17 protein-coding genes are annotated in these 17,070 nt (G+C 40.8%); 8 read left to right on the top strand and 9 right to left on the bottom strand.

All coding sequences use genetic code 11. The annotated features are described in order from the left end of the window. The first annotated feature begins 10 nt into the window (after positions 1-10). Both H5182_RS04710 and H5182_RS04705 read left to right on the top strand, forming a co-directional pair. The gene (locus tag H5182_RS04710; protein WP_145234933.1) at positions 11-1,141 is read left to right on the top strand and encodes a PilT/PilU family type 4a pilus ATPase; all 1,131 of its coding nucleotides are present in this window, start codon (positions 11-13) and stop codon (positions 1,139-1,141) included. A gap of 1 nt (position 1,142) precedes the next feature. Then, a complete protein-coding gene (locus H5182_RS04705) occupies positions 1,143-2,054 on the top strand; it encodes a hypothetical protein (RefSeq protein ID WP_145234935.1) in 912 nt (303 codons plus the stop codon). Here the strand turns inward: H5182_RS04705 and ruvX are convergent. From ruvX to H5182_RS04675, 6 genes are all read right to left on the bottom strand, one after another. Further along, positions 2,017-2,463 carry a Holliday junction resolvase RuvX gene (ruvX, locus tag H5182_RS04700; protein ID WP_145234938.1) on the bottom strand — a complete coding sequence of 149 codons (447 nt, stop codon included), beginning with the start codon at positions 2,461-2,463 and terminating at the stop codon, positions 2,017-2,019. The two genes, H5182_RS04705 and ruvX, sit on opposite strands and share 38 nt — an antisense overlap. Before the next feature lie 36 nt (positions 2,464-2,499). Further along, complete coding sequence (locus H5182_RS04695) at positions 2,500-3,057, bottom strand: YqgE/AlgH family protein (RefSeq protein WP_145234940.1); 558 nt, start codon at positions 3,055-3,057, stop codon at positions 2,500-2,502. A gap of 27 nt (positions 3,058-3,084) precedes the next feature. Further along, a complete protein-coding gene (gene gshB, locus H5182_RS04690) occupies positions 3,085-4,038 on the bottom strand; it encodes a glutathione synthase (protein ID WP_145234942.1) in 954 nt (317 codons plus the stop codon). 54 nt (positions 4,039-4,092) lie between these two features. Beyond that, positions 4,093-4,827 (bottom strand): 16S rRNA (uracil(1498)-N(3))-methyltransferase, encoded by a 735-nt coding sequence (rsmE, locus tag H5182_RS04685; RefSeq protein ID WP_145234944.1) that lies wholly within the window; start codon positions 4,825-4,827, stop codon positions 4,093-4,095. Between the two features lie 105 nt (positions 4,828-4,932). Continuing rightward, positions 4,933-5,406 (bottom strand): hypothetical protein, encoded by a 474-nt coding sequence (locus H5182_RS04680; RefSeq protein ID WP_145234946.1) that lies wholly within the window; start codon positions 5,404-5,406, stop codon positions 4,933-4,935. Between the two features lie 30 nt (positions 5,407-5,436). Next, complete coding sequence (locus H5182_RS04675; protein ID WP_145234948.1) at positions 5,437-6,330, bottom strand: hypothetical protein; 894 nt, start codon at positions 6,328-6,330, stop codon at positions 5,437-5,439. A gap of 73 nt (positions 6,331-6,403) precedes the next feature. Between H5182_RS04675 and glnE the strand changes: the two genes are divergently transcribed. Further along, positions 6,404-9,202, top strand: coding sequence for a bifunctional [glutamate--ammonia ligase]-adenylyl-L-tyrosine phosphorylase/[glutamate--ammonia-ligase] adenylyltransferase (gene glnE / locus H5182_RS04670; RefSeq protein ID WP_145234950.1), 2,799 nt, complete (start codon positions 6,404-6,406; stop codon positions 9,200-9,202). On the opposite strand, the gene H5182_RS04665 is transcribed toward glnE, so the two are convergent. The 3 genes from H5182_RS04665 to tolC all read right to left on the bottom strand — a co-directional run bounded on the left by H5182_RS04665 (position 9,199) and on the right by tolC (position 12,202). Beyond that, positions 9,199-9,771: a TcpQ domain-containing protein gene (locus H5182_RS04665; RefSeq protein WP_145234952.1), complete on the bottom strand. Its 573-nt coding sequence runs from the start codon at positions 9,769-9,771 to the stop codon at positions 9,199-9,201. The two genes, glnE and H5182_RS04665, sit on opposite strands and share 4 nt — an antisense overlap. 54 nt (positions 9,772-9,825) lie before the next feature. Then, the gene (gene lpxL / locus H5182_RS04660) at positions 9,826-10,752 is read right to left on the bottom strand and encodes an LpxL/LpxP family Kdo(2)-lipid IV(A) lauroyl/palmitoleoyl acyltransferase (RefSeq protein WP_145234954.1); all 927 of its coding nucleotides are present in this window, start codon (positions 10,750-10,752) and stop codon (positions 9,826-9,828) included. Positions 10,753-10,858: 106 nt separating this feature from the next. Then, complete coding sequence (tolC, locus tag H5182_RS04655) at positions 10,859-12,202, bottom strand: outer membrane channel protein TolC (RefSeq protein ID WP_182731346.1); 1,344 nt, start codon at positions 12,200-12,202, stop codon at positions 10,859-10,861. A gap of 178 nt (positions 12,203-12,380) precedes the next feature. Here tolC and H5182_RS04650 point away from each other — a divergent pair, with 178 nt between their 5' ends. Genes H5182_RS04650 through parE form a run of 5 tightly spaced genes read left to right on the top strand, consistent with a single transcriptional unit; the run spans position 12,381 to position 16,757 of the window. Continuing rightward, entirely contained in the window at positions 12,381-13,010 is a 630-nt protein-coding gene (locus tag H5182_RS04650) for an NUDIX domain-containing protein (protein WP_182759607.1), read from the top strand. 44 nt (positions 13,011-13,054) lie between these two features. Continuing rightward, positions 13,055-13,513: a DUF1249 domain-containing protein gene (locus H5182_RS04645; RefSeq protein ID WP_145234962.1), complete on the top strand. Its 459-nt coding sequence runs from the start codon at positions 13,055-13,057 to the stop codon at positions 13,511-13,513. After that, positions 13,500-14,291 (top strand): metallophosphoesterase, encoded by a 792-nt coding sequence (locus tag H5182_RS04640; RefSeq protein ID WP_182759654.1) that lies wholly within the window; start codon positions 13,500-13,502, stop codon positions 14,289-14,291. Before H5182_RS04645 ends, H5182_RS04640 begins: the two co-directional genes overlap by 14 nt. Then, the gene (locus tag H5182_RS04635; RefSeq protein WP_145234964.1) at positions 14,276-14,836 is read left to right on the top strand and encodes a YqiA/YcfP family alpha/beta fold hydrolase; all 561 of its coding nucleotides are present in this window, start codon (positions 14,276-14,278) and stop codon (positions 14,834-14,836) included. The genes H5182_RS04640 and H5182_RS04635 overlap by 16 nt, the downstream gene beginning before the upstream one ends. Before the next feature lie 31 nt (positions 14,837-14,867). Next, a complete protein-coding gene (gene parE, locus H5182_RS04630) occupies positions 14,868-16,757 on the top strand; it encodes a DNA topoisomerase IV subunit B (RefSeq protein ID WP_145234966.1) in 1,890 nt (629 codons plus the stop codon). Positions 16,758-17,070: the final 313 nt, after the last annotated feature.

Below are 17,070 nucleotides of genomic sequence, written 5' to 3'. Positions count from 1 at the left end.
AGGAGCAGTAATGACACATTCTCTTGATTACTTTTTACATTTGATGATTGAAAAGCAAGGTTCGGATTTATTCGTATCGAGCCAATTGCCAGTCAGCGCAAAGATTAATGGTGAGCTAATTGCACTTGGCGACGAAAAAATATCAGACGAAGAGTCGCTGCAATTAGTTGAATCAGCGATGAGTGAAAAACAAAAAGCAGAGTTTCATAATACTAAAGAGTGCAACTTTGCCATAGCTACCGATGAAGGGCGCTTTAGGATCTCGGCATTTTGGCAACGAGATTGCGCGGGTATGGTTATTCGCCGTATTGTTACGCAAATTCCTGATGTTGCTGAGCTTGGTCTACCGTCGACATTGACTGATGTGATCATGGCTAAACGTGGTTTAGTGCTGTTTGTTGGTGGTACTGGCACCGGTAAATCAACGTCGTTGGCTGCATTATTAGGTTACCGTAATCGTAATCAACGTGGGCATATCTTGACCATTGAAGACCCGATTGAGTTTGTCCATGAACATCGCAAAAGTATTATTACTCAGCGTGAAGTTGGCTTAGATACGGAAAGTTTTGAGGCGGCGTTAAAAAGCTCATTACGCCAAGCCCCCGATGTCATTTTAATTGGTGAAATACGTTCGCAAGAGACCATGGAATACGCACTTAGTTTTGCTGAAACCGGTCATTTATGTGTTGCTACATTACATGCCAATAACGCTAACCAAGCAATTGACCGTATTATGCATTTAGTGCCTAAAGAAAAGCACGATAAGCTAAAATATGATCTATCCTTAAACTTACGAGCTATCATAGCACAACAACTAGTGCCTACAGCCGATGGCAATGGTCGAGTAGCTGCTATCGAAATTTTATTGAATACCCCGATTATCGGCGAGCTTATCAAAAAAGGCGACATTGGCGGCATTAAAGAAGCCATGGCTAAAGCGAAAGATATGGGTATGCAAACCTTTGATCAAGCGTTATTTGAGCTCTATAAACAGCAACGTATCAACTATGCAGATGCTTTGCATCACGCTGACTCACCTAACGATTTACGTTTGATGATTAAGCTTCGAAATAATGAACAGCAAGGGGCTGGTTTTTTACAGGGAGTAACAATTGACGGGTTAGAACCTAAAGGTCAGTAGTATGAAAAAACGCATAAAATGGTTACTTGTAACAGTTAGTTTTTATGTTGTTAGTAACTCATTTTTTGCGATGGCGACAGATCAATCGATTGCTATTTTTATCCGAGATGACGTGCATTATGATTACACACATTTTTTAGCCGGTAGAGCACCGCAGGATATTACTGATTTTAGTGGTCGATTTATACGTCGCGATGTAGTTGATATGATCATTGCCCAACAAGCCTTGTACTTGGGGGGCTTTAATAAAACTTTCAGTTATCAAATTGGTAAAATTAATTTTCGTAATACCAAACTGTTAGAAAAAGGTGAGCTACTGATCAGCTTTGATAGTTATTGGTATGAAGATGCCAAATCACTAGCAGATAAAGTGTATATCAGCGATGAGCTGATCCGTAAAGGCGAGTATTTTGCGGGGATTTTTACTTCTCCAAACAATAAAAAAGTATTTCAGCTGCAGCACCTGTCAGATTTTAATCAACTAACTAGTGTGTCTACGCCGCGTTGGCGTACAGATTGGAAAACTTTATCGCAATTACCATTAAAAGATCTAGTTGCAGAGGATGAATGGCTCAGTCAAGTGCGTATGGTATCGATGCAATGGATTGATTTTATGTTAATGCCACTGATGCCACAGATGGGTAACCAATATGTACTTGAAGATATTGTTTTGCAAGCGGTACCTAATGTGCTGATATTATTAGATGATAGTCGTCATTTTGTAATATCAAAACGCCATCCTGATGGCGCTCAGGCTTTTAAAGCGTTGCAAAAAGGCTTAAAGATATTACGAGAACAAGGTGCGATAGAAAAAGCCTATCGCCAAGCTGGATTTATTCCTGAACTGAGTGAGCAGCTTATTATAAACCTACCGCTTACCCGTAAGCTTGTTCAAAGAAGCTTTCCAAAATAATAACAGCCGACATATTATCCACATTTCCTTTACCTAAGCTACGGTAACCGCCTTGCTCAAATAATCGTGCTTTTGCATCTGCTGTGGTTAAACGTTCGTCTTGGGTCTCTACAGGCAGTCCATAGTGATTATGTAAGCGGTTGGCAAACTTTTTAGCTTTAAAGGTGACTTCTTGATTTGTGCCATCCATATTAAGCGGTAATCCAACCACCAGTAAATCAGGTTGCCACTCATCGACATGCTTTTTAATAAAATCCCAATTTGGAATACCATCTTTGGCTTTGATAGCGCTTAGGCTCGATGCGGTTCCTGTTAGTTCTTGGCCGATAGCAACACCAATGCTGGTGGTGCCAAAATCAAAGCCCATCACGGTGCGTTCACCTTTGGGCTTTAGTTGTTTTTTAGTCATGCTATCTCTGTGCTTTAAAATTGTGGTTGACCACGCTTATGCGTGGCCAGCTTCCGAACTTAGTTGGCTAATATCAAAACCGAGCGTCGCGACTGCTTTTTCCCAGCGTTGCTCTATCGGTGTGTTAAAAATAATCTCAGGATCGGCTTTTATAATTAGCCATGAATTTTCGAGTAGCTCTTGTTCGAGCTGGCCTTGCTCCCAACCCGCATAGCCCAGTGTAATAATAAACTGTTCTGGTGCTTGGGCTGTGGTTAAACTTGCCAACACATCTTTGGATGTGGTTATCATGATTTCGCTGCTAAGTTCTTGGCTTGCGCTATAACCTGCTTTTGGAGAATGCAGTACAAAACCACGATCGGTTTTTACAGGTCCTCCAGCAAATACTGCAACACTTGCTGCGTGGGTGGATTTGTCGTTATCAATCTCTATTTTGTCGAGCAAGTCGCCGACTGTAATATTGATCGGCTGGTTGATCACCAGCCCCATAGCCCCGTCTTCATTGTGCTCACAAATATACGCGACAGCACGTTTAAAAAAAGGGTCTTGCATTGATGGCATTGCGATTAAAAAATGATTTTCTAATGATTGCATAACGATACCCCTTTATTGTTAGTAAATTTAAGTATGGCTCAGTTTTCTTTCTATGGCATCAAATAAGCGCCCAGTAATTGAAATATCATAGGCAGCTTCGATTTCTTTTACGCAAGTAGGTGCTGTAACATTAATTTCTGTTAGCTTATCACCAATGATATCAAGACCTACAAAAATAAGCCCTTTAGCTTTTAATGTTGGTGCAACGGCTTCGGCAATTCTGCGATCTGAATCACTGATTGGGCGTGCTTCACCACGACCGCCAACAGCTAAATTACCACGTGTTTCACCATTTTGTGGAATGCGGGCTAGGCAATATGGGATCACTTCGCCATCGACCACCAATACGCGTTTATCACCTTGTTTGATCTCTGGGATATAGTTTTGTGCCATGGCAAAACGGCTACCGTGTTCGGTGAGTGTTTCGCAAATAACCCCAATGTTGGCATCATTTTCAGTCACACGGAAAATAGAGGCGCCACCCATACCATCTAAAGGTTTTAGAATGATGTCTTTATGTTCAGCCAAAAATGCGCGGATCTGGTGCTTACAACGGGTTACTAAAGTGTCAGGTGTATGCTCACTAAACCATGCGGTGAATAACTTTTCGTTCGCATCACGCAGGCTTTGTGGCTTATTAATAATAAGCGTGCCTTCAAGTTCGGCGCGTTCTAAAATATAGGTTGCGTAAATGTACTCAGTATCAAACGGTGGATCTTTACGCATTAAAATAACATCTAAATCAGCAAGTGCGATACTGGCTTTTTCTTCCAGCTCATACCAATGGTTTGTATCGTCGAACACGGTTGCTTTTGCGGCTGTGGCATACGCTTTGCCTTTACGCAATGAAAGATCATTCATTTCCATGTAGTAAATTTCATAGCCACGGCTTTGGGCTTGCATCATCATTGCAAAACCGGTGTCTTTTTTGATGTTGAATCCGCTGATCGGATCTGAAATTATACCTAACTTAATTGCCATGTTCGTTGCCTTACTGAATCTGTTGCTATTGATATGAGGGTGGTTTTACTAATTTCAATTAGCTAAATCGCCAAATTGTAGCTGTAGTGCACTTAAGACTGTCAAAGCGGCAGTTTCAGTGCGCAGCACGCGTGGACCGATACGGATATCAACAAAATTTTGTTGTTTGGTCTGGGCAATTTCATCATCAGTGAAGCCACCTTCAGGACCAACTAAAAACCGCACGCCAGCGCTAGGTACTTCGATTGTTTTAATACTGTGCTCTGCACGAGGGTGTAGGGTAAGCTTAATTTCATCACTGCTTTGTGCAAGCCACTGGCTGATGTCTATCGGTGGATGAATCGTGGTGATTCGGTTACGACCAGATTGCTCTGCTGCAGCAATCGCTATTTTTTGCCATTGCTGGTGTTTTTTTGCAAGTCGCTCGGCGCTTAATTTAACGCCACAGCGTTGACTGAAAATAGGGGTGATTTCAGTGATCCCTAATTCAACAGACTTTTGAATGGTAAAGTCCATTTTGTCACCGCGAGAAATCCCTTGGCCTAGGTGAATGCTCAGCGGTGATTCAACATCTTTTTCATTAAATTCAAGCGGCATTGCAACGACTGATTTTTTTCCTACTTCAATGAGTTCGCAAAGATATTCGCCGCCTTGGCCATTAAACAACGAGATATGCTCACCGACTTTCATCCGTAATACGCGACCTATGTGGCCTGCTGCATCATCTTCTAACTGAAGTGCAGTGGCAATTACAATAGGACTTGCTTGATAAATATGAGGAACTCTCATGATGACCTTCAACAAAAATAGCTAATATCGTTATGGTATGTAAGTCATCTCTTCGGTGCAAATACTTATTGTGAGTCAGTGATAATTAGTTAAGTTTTATTTTAACTAATTATTAAGCTTTTCACATAATGCGTCTAAATTTTGCGGTGTTTCGGCTATTTCGGTTTGACATGATAAGTGATTGTTTTGTGCTAAGTCTGTGACTGGTTCAAACAGGTATCCATCATCAATCTCTTTAATTAAAAACCGTACAGAATGTAAAGAATTGAATATAAATCGTTGTTTATCATCAGCTAATAAATAATCCGTTTGATTGTATAGTACACCGGCAATATCATGGTGTTCATGTAAATAACTCGCCAGTTCTGACACGCTAATTTCATTACTAAAGTCGCAGTAGCAATAATCTTTGATCAACTGGTCAAACATTAATTTAACCAAGTGACGGGTATTTGCACCAGCAACAACAAGGGTACTTGGACTGGTGCCGTGTGGCTGAGCAAAATAATGTTCAGTGAATTGCCGGCTGAATTCACTGTCGTTATCGATCAGTAGATAGTTATTTACTTCAAACGGCATAAGGCCCCACGTATTACGTCATTTTCAATATTAAATTGAAAACATACTTATTAGTAAATAGCCTATAGCGCTGAAAACAGCAAATTCAATGCAAGCTATTCCAATATTATCCTGATGATCAATTTCAAGCTCAGTATCAATGTTTGGCAGAGAGATGAACTTGATTATAGTCGTTAATAGATACAGTAATAACCACATAGTTCCGCAATGTAAAGCTAATGTGAATAAATTCTCAACCATTTTACCACTGTGAAAAGTGGCACTGGCAAGACCCGCATAGATAGCTAATGCAAGGCCAATGGATTTACCGGCATAACGAATGCCAATAGAGGTGTTTTCTAAATTAAAGTTACTTTGTAATGACGCCCCTTGATTGGCGCGAGCAAAGCGATATTCACGGAATTTACTGTCTAAGGCAAAAATAGTTTGCAGTAAAAAGAAGCTGACAAAGGCAATTAGTAAGCTGCTAAACCCTTGGGTATGAGACCAGCTGTATAGCCCTAATGTAATAATACAGTTAGCGATCAACATGCCTGAATCTACCAAAGCGGCACAGACATTTTGTTTTAGTATGGCGGCTTCTTCATTAAAGCGGTGCAAGATCCACTTGCGGTGGATCAAGTGGCCTACTTTAATAAAAGTAAACAACAGAACTATCAGTACAATCATCTTAAGCGGGTTTGATTGGGCTGCACTGATACTAATTTCATCAAATAAAAATGCTACAGTCGCGATCACTACACTAATTTCTGACGCAAAACTAATTCCTAGAGCAAAATTGTCATGTTGAGCAAGTTCTTCTTTTAATGCTTGTTTAGCCTTGAGTTGACTCACTACCCGCAAACAAATAACAGCTAAACAAATAACCATAAAACAGATAGCAATCGCGAGTAAACTAGTGTTAGATAAAGATAAATATGACATTGAGAACCTAGGGTGGTTATTATTATGTTAACTATTCTAGTACGGTTACGACTGATATAAAAGAGAGTATTTGATGACACCAGGCGAACAACTCCCAACAGCACTGCATGGCTTAGGCAGCGAACGTTTTTTTCAGCTATATCCAGAGCTTCCTGCTAATGAATTAATTATTAATTTGTTAGGTTTGAGTGACTTCGCCTGGCGTTGCCTGCAATCTCAGCCGCAGTTAATTGAGATGTTGCTCAGTGATACTCAAATGAGTTTGCGAGATAGTCCTAACCCATTTCAAGACTTAAATCTTACCGAGGTTGATGAAGCGCAGTGCCATAAAATTTTACGCCGTTACCGGGAACGCTATTGGCTAAAAGTAGCGTGTTTAGATTTATGTTACAGCAATGATATAGCCGATAGTATTGGCTATATCTCGGCTTTAGCCGATCAGCTAATTGATAGTGCCAATAACTGGGCATTTGCTCAGGTTGCTCAGATTAATGGGCAACCATTCGATGAGCAACAACAGCCTCTGGCGATGTTGGTATTAGGAATGGGTAAGTTAGGTGGCCAAGAACTTAACTATTCGTCAGATATCGATTTAATTTTTTCTTATCCACGTAGTGTAAAAACTCAAGGTGGGCGGCGCTCTTTAGAAGCGCAAGTGTTTTACACTAAAGTGGCACAAAAGCTGATTGCCGCACTTAATCAAACAACGGTTGATGGACAAGTATTTAGGGTCGATATGCGGCTGCGACCTTTTGGTGAAAGTGGCCCCTTGGTGATGAGTTTTAATGCCATGGAAGATTACTACCAAGATCAAGGCCGTGAGTGGGAACGCTATGCCATGCTCAAAGGACGTTTAATTGGCCCTCAAACGGGCTATTGTGATGAATTTTATCAGTTATTAAAGCCTTTTGTGTATCGTCGCTATATCGATTTTTCAGTGATTGAATCGCTGCGTAAAATGAAGCAAATGATAGCTCAAGAAGTACGCCGTAAGCGCTTAACCAACAATATAAAACTAGGCGCTGGTGGAATTCGTGAGGTCGAGTTTGTGGTGCAAGCATTGCAAATGGTACGAGGTGGGCGTGAAGCCAATTTACAAACACAATCATTACAAAAAGCGTTAGCTGAATTAGTAAATATTCAAGTTATTGGCGCAGATGAAGCAAAATTATTACGCCACAATTATTTGTTTTTAAGGCGAGTTGAGCAATATTTACAGATTTTTGCAGATCAACAAACGCAAACATTGCCAGATGATGCCTTGAGCCAACAACGATTAAATTACCTGTTAGAGCAGAGTGACTTCAGCGCATCTTTAGCGCAAATAAATGATATTATGGCTGGCATACACAGTGAATTTGAACAAGTTATTGGTTATGAAAGTGAGCCTGTTGATCCTTGCGAAAGTGCTTTTATAAGTGCTTGGGAACACACCGATATTAGTGTTTTAACCGACCCAAATGATGCATGGCAAATACCATTAGAAGATTTTAAAGCCCGCTTAACGAAAACTAAAATTGGTCATCGTGGCCGTGATATTCTCGATAAACTCATGCCATTAATGCTAAAGCAACTATCAGACAGTCAAGCAAGTGGTGACGTATTTAGTATGATCTGCCAAGTATTAAGCAAGGTTATTTCACGAACAGCCTATTTAGAGTTGCTGTTTGAAAACCAAGGCGCGTTAAAACAGCTTGTTTCGTTGTGTTGCCATAGTAAATGGATTGGTGAGCATATTTCGCGTTACCCGATTTTACTTGATGAGCTTATCGATCCTGCGGTGCTGTATAAGCCTACACCACTGACTGCATATAAAGACGAAATACGACAGTATTTTTTACGAATTGATAGCGCAGACTTAGAACAGCAAATGGAAGCACTGCGTCAGTTTAAACAAACCCATCAACTACGTATTGCTGCCGCTGATGCAACCGGTGTGTTAGATGTAATGAAAGTAAGCGATCATTTAACAGCATTAGCCGAAGCGATAGTTGAGCAAGCGGTGAACCTTGCTTGGCAGCAAATGGCGCAGCGTTTTGGTATTCCGCCCAATACTGATGAAGAGCACAAGGGCTTTGCCGTAATAGCTTATGGTAAAACCGGTGGTTTTGAAGTGGGTTATGATTCTGATCTCGATTTAGTCTTTGTACATAATAGTGATGGCTCAGAGCAAACTAATGGCACTAAAGCGATTGATTCACGGCAGTTTTATTTAAAATTAGCACAGCGACTAATGCATTTATTTAATACTCGTACGGCGTCGGGCATTTTATATGAACTAGATACGCGGTTACGCCCAGAAGGTGCCTCAGGGTTAATGGCAATCAATCTTGAGAGCTTTAACCACTATCAGCAAACGCAAGCTTGGACATGGGAACATCAAGCGCTAGTGCGTTCTCGGATGATTTTTGGGCAACCCGAATTACAGCAGCGCTTTGCGCAAATTCGCTTAGGCATTTTGTGCCAGCAGCGCGACCCGCAAAAGCTTAAAGAAGATGTGATCATCATGCGTGAAAAAATGCGCACACATTTAGCGAAAGGCAACGATATTGAGTTTGATTTAAAACAAGATACTGGCGGCATTGCTGATATTGAGTTTCTGACTCAATATTTAGTGCTTGATAACGCTTATAGCTTAGAGCAACTAACTACTTACTCAGACAACGTAAGGATTTTAACCGATGCAGCAAGGCTTGGTTGTATTAGTGATGAGATCAAGCAAGGGCTTATTACAGCCTATATTGATTATCGCTCGCGTTATCATGTGTTGAGCCTAGATCAGCAGGGACGTTGTGTAACAAAAGCTGAATTTGCGAAAGACATCGCATTTGTTACACAAGCATGGCAGCAGATATTTGAGTTAAGCGCTTAACTTCTTAGGCGCTTACAGTTTTCGCGCACATATTCAGAGGGCAGCTCGGTTATCACGGCTGCTCGCTGTTTAAAACAAAAGAAGGTATAAACTTCGTTTTCAAAGTCATCATTGATCGCCCGGCCAACTTGATAAAGTGTTGAATTAAAATTGCTATCCACTCTAAAGTGTTCTTTGATCACATAGTCTTTACTTAAATACCAATACAGAACGATATCTTCATCGCGTGCGTAATCAGTTAACACTTTTTTTAAAGTCGAGCCATTTTCAAAGCGTCTCGGCATTAATTCACCAGTCCAATTTGGTGAGGATGGTTCAACAACTTTAGCGCGCTCGGTCAGCGCCGCATCTATATTTATATCCGGATTAGCTAATTTAAGTACGTATTTATCGCGTTCATTGCTTTTATTTACTTGGTTGCGTAATGATGAATAAAAACGTGATAAACCTTGCGCAGCCGCATTTTTGGTATCTTTCATGTCCATGACTGGACCATGGCCTAATAAAAAATAAATTGCTGCGGCAATTAAAATAGCAGCTAATGATAAATGCTTAACCCAAAACCACATGGCTCATACTCTTGTATTTGTATTTACTAATAAAAGCATATTACAATGCTGTTGTCACTTGTAATAAGAAGGTGCATCAATATCAGGGCGTGTTTTAAAACGTCTATGAAGCCACATATATTGCGTTGGTGCAACGTTTACAGCTTGTTCGATACGTTGGTTGACGCGTGTTACATCAGCATGATCATCACCACTTGGAAAATTATCTAGTGTTGGCAGTATTTCTAAATGATACTTGCCATGTTCATCGCGACGGCTGGTTAAACTAACTGTTTCGCAATTTTTGCTGGCTGCAAAAAGTAATGTACCAGTGGTACTTGCTGTATCTTTGACTGCAAAAAATGGTGCAAATTCACAACGTTTACGACCGTAGTCCTGATCTGGTAAATAGTAACAAACCTTTTTAGCCTTAAGTGCTTTTAGTAACCCTTTGACATCGCGCTTGCCAATTAAATACTCATTGGAACGTAAGCGGCCACGAGTCATAAAAAATTCCATTAGCGGGTTGTTATGTGGACGATAGAAGCCAATACCTTGGTGATTGAGCCCCATAATGCGGCTTGTCATTTCAAGATGAAGAATGTGTGGCACGAGTAACAGTACACCTTTACCTGATTGTTGGATCCTGTCAAAGTGCTCAAGTCCTTTCACTGAGCCATAAACGCGTTTTATCCGCCAGTTTGGCCACCACCATGCCATTCCGGTTTCAAGAGTCGCAATACCGGTGTTTTCCATATTCTGTTTGACCAGTGCGCGTTGCTGCTCAGCGGGCATTTCAGGAAAGCACAATTTAATATTTACTTCGGCAATATGGCGGCGTTTTTTCATAGTGCGATACACCAAACGGCCAAGTTGCCTTCCTAGCCAAAGTTGTAGTTTCGAAGGCAACCAAGATATTGTATATAAAATGAACACACCAAGCCAAGTAAGCCAATAGCGAGGCCCCAGAAAGGACCATTTAAATTCAGAAGAGTTGACCACGGAAATATCTCACATACGAAAAGTAGCTAGTTTAACTGGATGAATAAAAAAATACAAAAAAGCCAGCAAGTTGCTGGCTTTTAAATGAGTAATGTTAAGCTTATCTTTATTGGATTTCTTTTAAACCTTGGTTGATGGCTTGTAAATCATTACTTGTTAACGTGCCCGCTGCTTGTTTTAAGCGTAGCGTTGATACAACGTAGCGATAACGTACATCAGCGAGGTTACGTTTGGCGTTAAATAAGTTTTGTGTACTGACCAGTACGTCAACAATAGTACGAGTACCCACTTCAAAACCAGCTTCAGTGGCTTTTAATGCACTTTCAGCAGAAACTACGGCTTGTTCAAGCGCTTTAAAGGTCGCAATATCTGATACTACTTGATTATAAGAGGTGATCACCGAGCGGGTTACGCCACGCAGACTAGCTTCTAGATCTTCACTTGCAGCAACATAAAAAGCACGTGCCTGCTCAGTCGCTGCAGTAGTAGCACCGCCTGAATATATTGGCACACTAAAGTTAATGCCAATATTTGTACTATCACCACGTGGGCGGGCAGTGTTGCTATTGCTATCAGTTAGTGTATCACCGTAGCTGGCATCTAAAGTCAGCTTAGGATAATGGCCTGCTTGTGCTAAATCAATTTGATCTTTAGCGATATCAACCGTTACCTTGGAGACCTGCAGGTTTAAATTATTTTGTTCTGCAAGCTTAATGTAATCGGGTGATTTTTTTGTCGGTTGTACCGTAGAGAATGTTTCGGTATTTAATACATCAAGCTTAGCATGATATTTACCGGTAATTTCACGAAGCTGCTCACGGGCAGTTTCAACGCCGTTTCTGGCAACGATTTCGCGGGCAACCGAGTTATCAAATTGTGCTTGCGCTTCATGCACATCGGTAATTGCCGTCAAGCCTACAGCATAACGCTGTTTGGTTTGCTCAAGTTGACGTTCAATAGCGCGTTTTTCAGATTGTACAAATTCTAAGTTATCAATTGAACTTAATACGCTGAAATAGCCATCTGCAACACGAACAATTAGGTCTTGCTTGGCAAAATCATATTGAGCAGCTGCTTGCAACGCTTGTTTGTCTGCAATACCGAGTGAATTCCATGCACCTAAATCAAACAGAGTTTGGCTTAGTCTAAGACCACGGCTGAAAGTATCTGAATCGCTATCGATCTTGGTATATCCTGCCGCATCAGTTCCGTTAAATGATGTGCTATCGGTTTTCTCATACCCCATAGAAAAACCGATTTGTGGCAATAATGCGCTCATCGCACGGTCACTGTTATAAGCTTGTGCATTTGCTTGGGCTTTTGCTTTTAAAACTGTAGGATCGTTAGCAGTGGCAATTTCATAAACTTGTAATAAGTCTTCAGCATTTGACGCTGTAGCTGTTAATGCGCAAGATATACCAATCAGCGCAGCAAGAATGTTCTTTTTCATTATTCGTTCAGTCCTTAGACAATTTACGTTCTAAAAGCATGGTAACCTGTTTTACATAAGAACAAAAAAAAATTTGCGTAAAACAGCGTAAACAAGTGTAACAGAATATAATATCCCGGACATGATAGTAAGTATCTAGGTTGAAACTCAAGTAATAATATGTGTAATAGGAAACTTCATGGCTGATGAAATACTCACAAAATTTACCAAGCAAGACGTTATAATAGCTCCTATAAAGGTACTTTATAACGGTTTTTTTAAGATTAACTTATATCAGTTTGAACATGCATTATTTGCGGGGGGCCAATCAGCGACGATCCGCCGTGAAATACTTGAACGCGGTGACGCTGTTGCGGTTTTACCGTATGATCCCGTAACAGACTGTATTTTGCTGATCGAACAAATACGTATTGGCGCGATAAAAAGTAAACAGTCACCTTGGTTATTAGAATGTATAGCAGGCATGACCGATGGCAGCACTAATTATGAAGATGTCGTTAGGCGCGAAGCATTTGAAGAAGCGGGCTTAGTACTGAGTGAATTAGAATTTATGCTATCGTATCTGTCAAGCCCTGGTGGGACTACTGAGCGGTTATATCTTTACTTTGCAAAAACTGATTTAAGCCAGCTGCAAAGTGGCGTGTATGGACTTGCAACTGAAGGTGAAGATATTAAAACGCATATTCTCAGTTTTGATGATGCAATGGCGCGTTTAGCAACCGGTGAGATAGATAATGCTGCCTCGGTAATTTCATTGCAGTGGTTAGCCCTTAATCGCGAACGTATAATTAATAATCAGCGCAGCTAAAATAGTAATAGACTACCCTTAACCTCTAACTTTATGGCGGTAATGTGACAGCACTTGCAGTGAAACAACGATATATTCAGAGTCTTCCTAAATACTTGACGTTATGTGAGCATAATTACTTACGTGCTTTAAAATTGTTGCCCAATGAGCGCAAAGAAGGCAATACACGTCAAGTACAATTGGGTAATAACCAGTTTGTAATTAAGGTTGATGGCTGTGCTAAATACACGATGGATATTTCAATAACGCAATTAACCGGTATGTTAAAAGGGTTTAATCCGCTGTTTTTAACTGTGCGTTTATATCACGATGCAAAAGTTGCTGAAATAATTCACCATGATTACCATCAAAGGATCAAACCTTCATATGGTTACCCTAATCCGCAAATGCATCAAAAAGATGAAAAATATCAACTCAATGCGTTTTTGTATGATTGGTTAGTGGCGTGTGTTGAAAGTGGTCGAGCAGTACTTAACTGGGATATAAATGATGGCCTGGTTTGATGAGTCGGTGCAGTTCAATAATACTCAGCTGCGCTTAGCGCATATTACCGATTGTCACTTATTTGCAGACCCACAAGGGGAGTATTTTGCGGTCAATACCGCTGAGCATTTTTCTCGCGCGCTTGCAGATATGGCAAAACAGTCACTAGACGCCGTGATCTTTGGTGGCGATTTAACCCAAGATCACAGTTTTGCATCATATTTATTGTTTGCTCAGTTGATTGCCGATTCAGCGCTTACTTGCCCAGTCTTTTGGCTGCCAGGTAATCATGATGATATCAGTGCGATGCAGCGTATTTCTGGTGGTCAAATCAATAGCGCAAAACGGTTAATTGCCGATGGGTTTGAAGTGTTATTAATTAGCTCTAAAGGGCCAACACCAGCAGGTTGGGTAAGCGAAGCCGATTTAAATGAACTCGCTGATTTATTAGCGACTTCACAGTCGCCAAGCGTGGCTTTTTGCCACCATAATCCATTACCTATTAATGGTTACCTAGACAAGCATATGCTCGAAAATGGCCCGCAATTACTTAATGTATTGCATAATAGCGCGCTAGTAAGGCAGTTATTTCATGGTCATGTTCACAATGACTATCAATTTAAATTCAGAAGTATTGAGATTTTTGCTACGCCAGCAAGCTCAGTGCAGTTTACTAAATACACCGATGACTGGCAGCAACATAATGCGGGGCCTGGTTATCGATTGTTGACAATATCAAAGCCAACAAACAGTGCAAAACTATTAATTAACTCGGAACTGATGTGGCCCAACGAGTAATTTATATTCATGGTTTTAATAGCAGCGAACATTCATTTAAAGCTGTCCGCTTTGGTGAGTATATGGCACACTATGACGTTGATTATTGTGTGCCACGGCTAAGCCATGAACCGTTTCATGCGATAATTCAAATTGAACAATTATTAACGCCAAATACTGTATTACTTGGCAGTTCTTTAGGTGGTTTTTACGCCACTTATTTATCGCAAAAATATCAGTTACCAGCAGTGGTTATAAACCCTGCAGTTAAGCCTTATTTATTATTGAGTTCTTTGTTAGGGCCGAACTATAATCCCTATCAGGATAGCCATTACGAGCTCAACAATAGTCATATTAACGCGTTAAAATCACTGTCGATACCTAGCTTAGAGCGCCCATCATTACTGTATTTATTACAGCAAACGGGTGATGAAGTACTGGATTATCAGCAGGCCGTTAAATATTATTCACAATGCAAGCAACAGATAGAATTTGGTGGTGATCATAGCTTTGTTGGCTTTGAAGACTCCATTGCTAGTATTGTAGATTTTCTTAAAATCACGTAAAACATAGCTAAGCGCATAAAAGATAAAAACTATGAGTCAGCAAAATTATAACGCCGAAGCCATTGAAGTATTAAATGGGTTAGAACCTGTTAAACGCCGTCCTGGTATGTACACCGACACCACCCGTCCTAATCACTTAGGACAAGAGGTTATTGATAACAGTGTCGATGAAGCCATGGCCGGACATGCCACTAGAATTGATGTCATTTTGCATGAAGATAATTCGCTAGAAGTTAGCGATGATGGCCGTGGTATGCCTATCGATATTCACCCAGAAGAAGGTATTCCAGGGGTCGAATTGATTTTTACCAAGCTGCATGCTGGTGGCAAGTTCTCTAATAAAAACTACCAATTTTCAGGTGGTTTGCACGGGGTAGGGATCTCCGTGGTTAATGCATTATCAACGCGCGTTGAAGTGGTTGTGCGCCGCGATGCACAACAATACATGATGGCGTTTGAAAGCGGTGATAAAGTTGAAGATCTTCATGTTATAGGCACCGTAGGTAAACGTAATACAGGTACAACTGTACGTTTTTGGCCTGATGTAAGCTACTTTGACTCAGCTAATTTCTCGTTGACTAAATTACATCATTTATTAAAAGCTAAAGCCGTACTTTGCCCAGGCTTACGTATTAAGTTTGTTAATAAACAAACCAAAGAAACCCAAGAGTGGTATTACGAAACAGGCCTTAAAGACTACTTAAACGAAGCTGTTAAAGGTTACGAAGTACTGCCAAAAGACCCATTTACCGGTGAGTTTTCAAGTTCAACGGAAGGTGCTGATTGGGCGGTTGTTTGGTTACCTGAAGGCGGTGAATCGATAGCTGAAAGTTACGTTAACTTAATACCAACTGCGCAAGGCGGGACTCACGTAAATGGTTTGCGACAAGGTTTACTTGAGGCTATGCGTGAGTTTTGTGAATTTAGAAACTTACTGCCGCGTGGCGTTAAGCTCACCCCCGATGACATTTGGGAACGGTGTAGCTACGTTTTATCAGTGAAAATGCAAGATCCACAATTTGCTGGTCAAACCAAAGAGAAATTATCTTCTCGTTCGTGCTCGGCATTTGTATCTGGGGTGGTAAAAGATGCATTCAGTTTATGGTTAAATGAGCACACCGATACTGCTGAGTTACTGTCAGAGTTATGTATTTCTAATGCACAAAAACGTCTTCGCGCAGCCAAAAAAGTGGTGCGTAAGCGTGTTACCGCAGGCCCCGCATTACCGGGCAAATTAACCGACTGTAGCGCTGCAGATAACGACCGTACTGAGCTGTTTTTAGTAGAAGGTGACTCAGCTGGTGGCTCAGCTAAACAAGCACGTGATCGTGAGTTTCAGGCAATAATGCCACTACGTGGTAAAATTTTGAATACGTGGGAAGTTGAATCAGGGCAAATTTTAGCGTCACAAGAGGTGCACGATATTTCTGTGGCGCTGGGTATCGACCCTGACTCAACTGATATCTCTTCGTTACGCTATAATAAAATTTGTATCTTAGCGGATGCTGACTCCGATGGACTGCATATTGCGACTTTGTTGTGTGCACTATTTGTTCGTCATTTCCCAACGTTGGTGAAAACGGGTCACGTATATGTAGCTATGCCACCGTTGTTTAGAATCGACATTGGTAAAGATGTTTATTATGCCCTTGATGAAGATGAAAAATCCGGCATCCTAGCGCGTATTGAAGCAGAGAAAAAACGCGGTAAAGTAAACGTACAGCGTTTCAAAGGCTTGGGTGAAATGAACCCACTGCAACTACGCGAAACGACCATGGATCCTAATACTCGCCGCTTAGTCCAGCTAACCTTAGAGGATGAAGTGGAAACCATGGAAATGATGGATATGTTGCTGGCGAAAAAGCGCTCATCAGATCGTCGTCAATGGTTAGAAGATCATGGTAATCGTGCTCAAGTGTGATTTTTAAAGTTGTTTGTACTTGTATCGTATAAAGCTGTAACTCGATTTATACCAATTTATTAAAAACATGATTATTTAGTGAGTTATATCCCCCTAAGGTAAAATAACTCACTAATTTAATGCAATTGGTATTTGCTGACAAACGACTATGTAATCAAAGTCCTGATTACTTAATTAAAGCTCGTATAATCAGTGTTCGCGGTGAGTTCTAAGTCATGGCAAGTTTGCTGTGATGAAAAAACGTCGCTCAAAGATTTTTAATAGAAAGCAGATTAAGCGTTATATGCAGCGAAGCAGCATGGCCAAATAGGGT

Origin of the sequence: Pseudoalteromonas sp. SG44-17, from assembly GCF_014164235.1 — a bacterium.
In the GTDB taxonomy this organism is placed as follows: Bacteria; Pseudomonadota; Gammaproteobacteria; order Enterobacterales; family Alteromonadaceae; genus Pseudoalteromonas; species Pseudoalteromonas rhizosphaerae.
The sequence above is the reverse complement of the archived record's forward strand: the minus strand, read 5'-3'. Positions and strand labels throughout refer to the sequence as shown.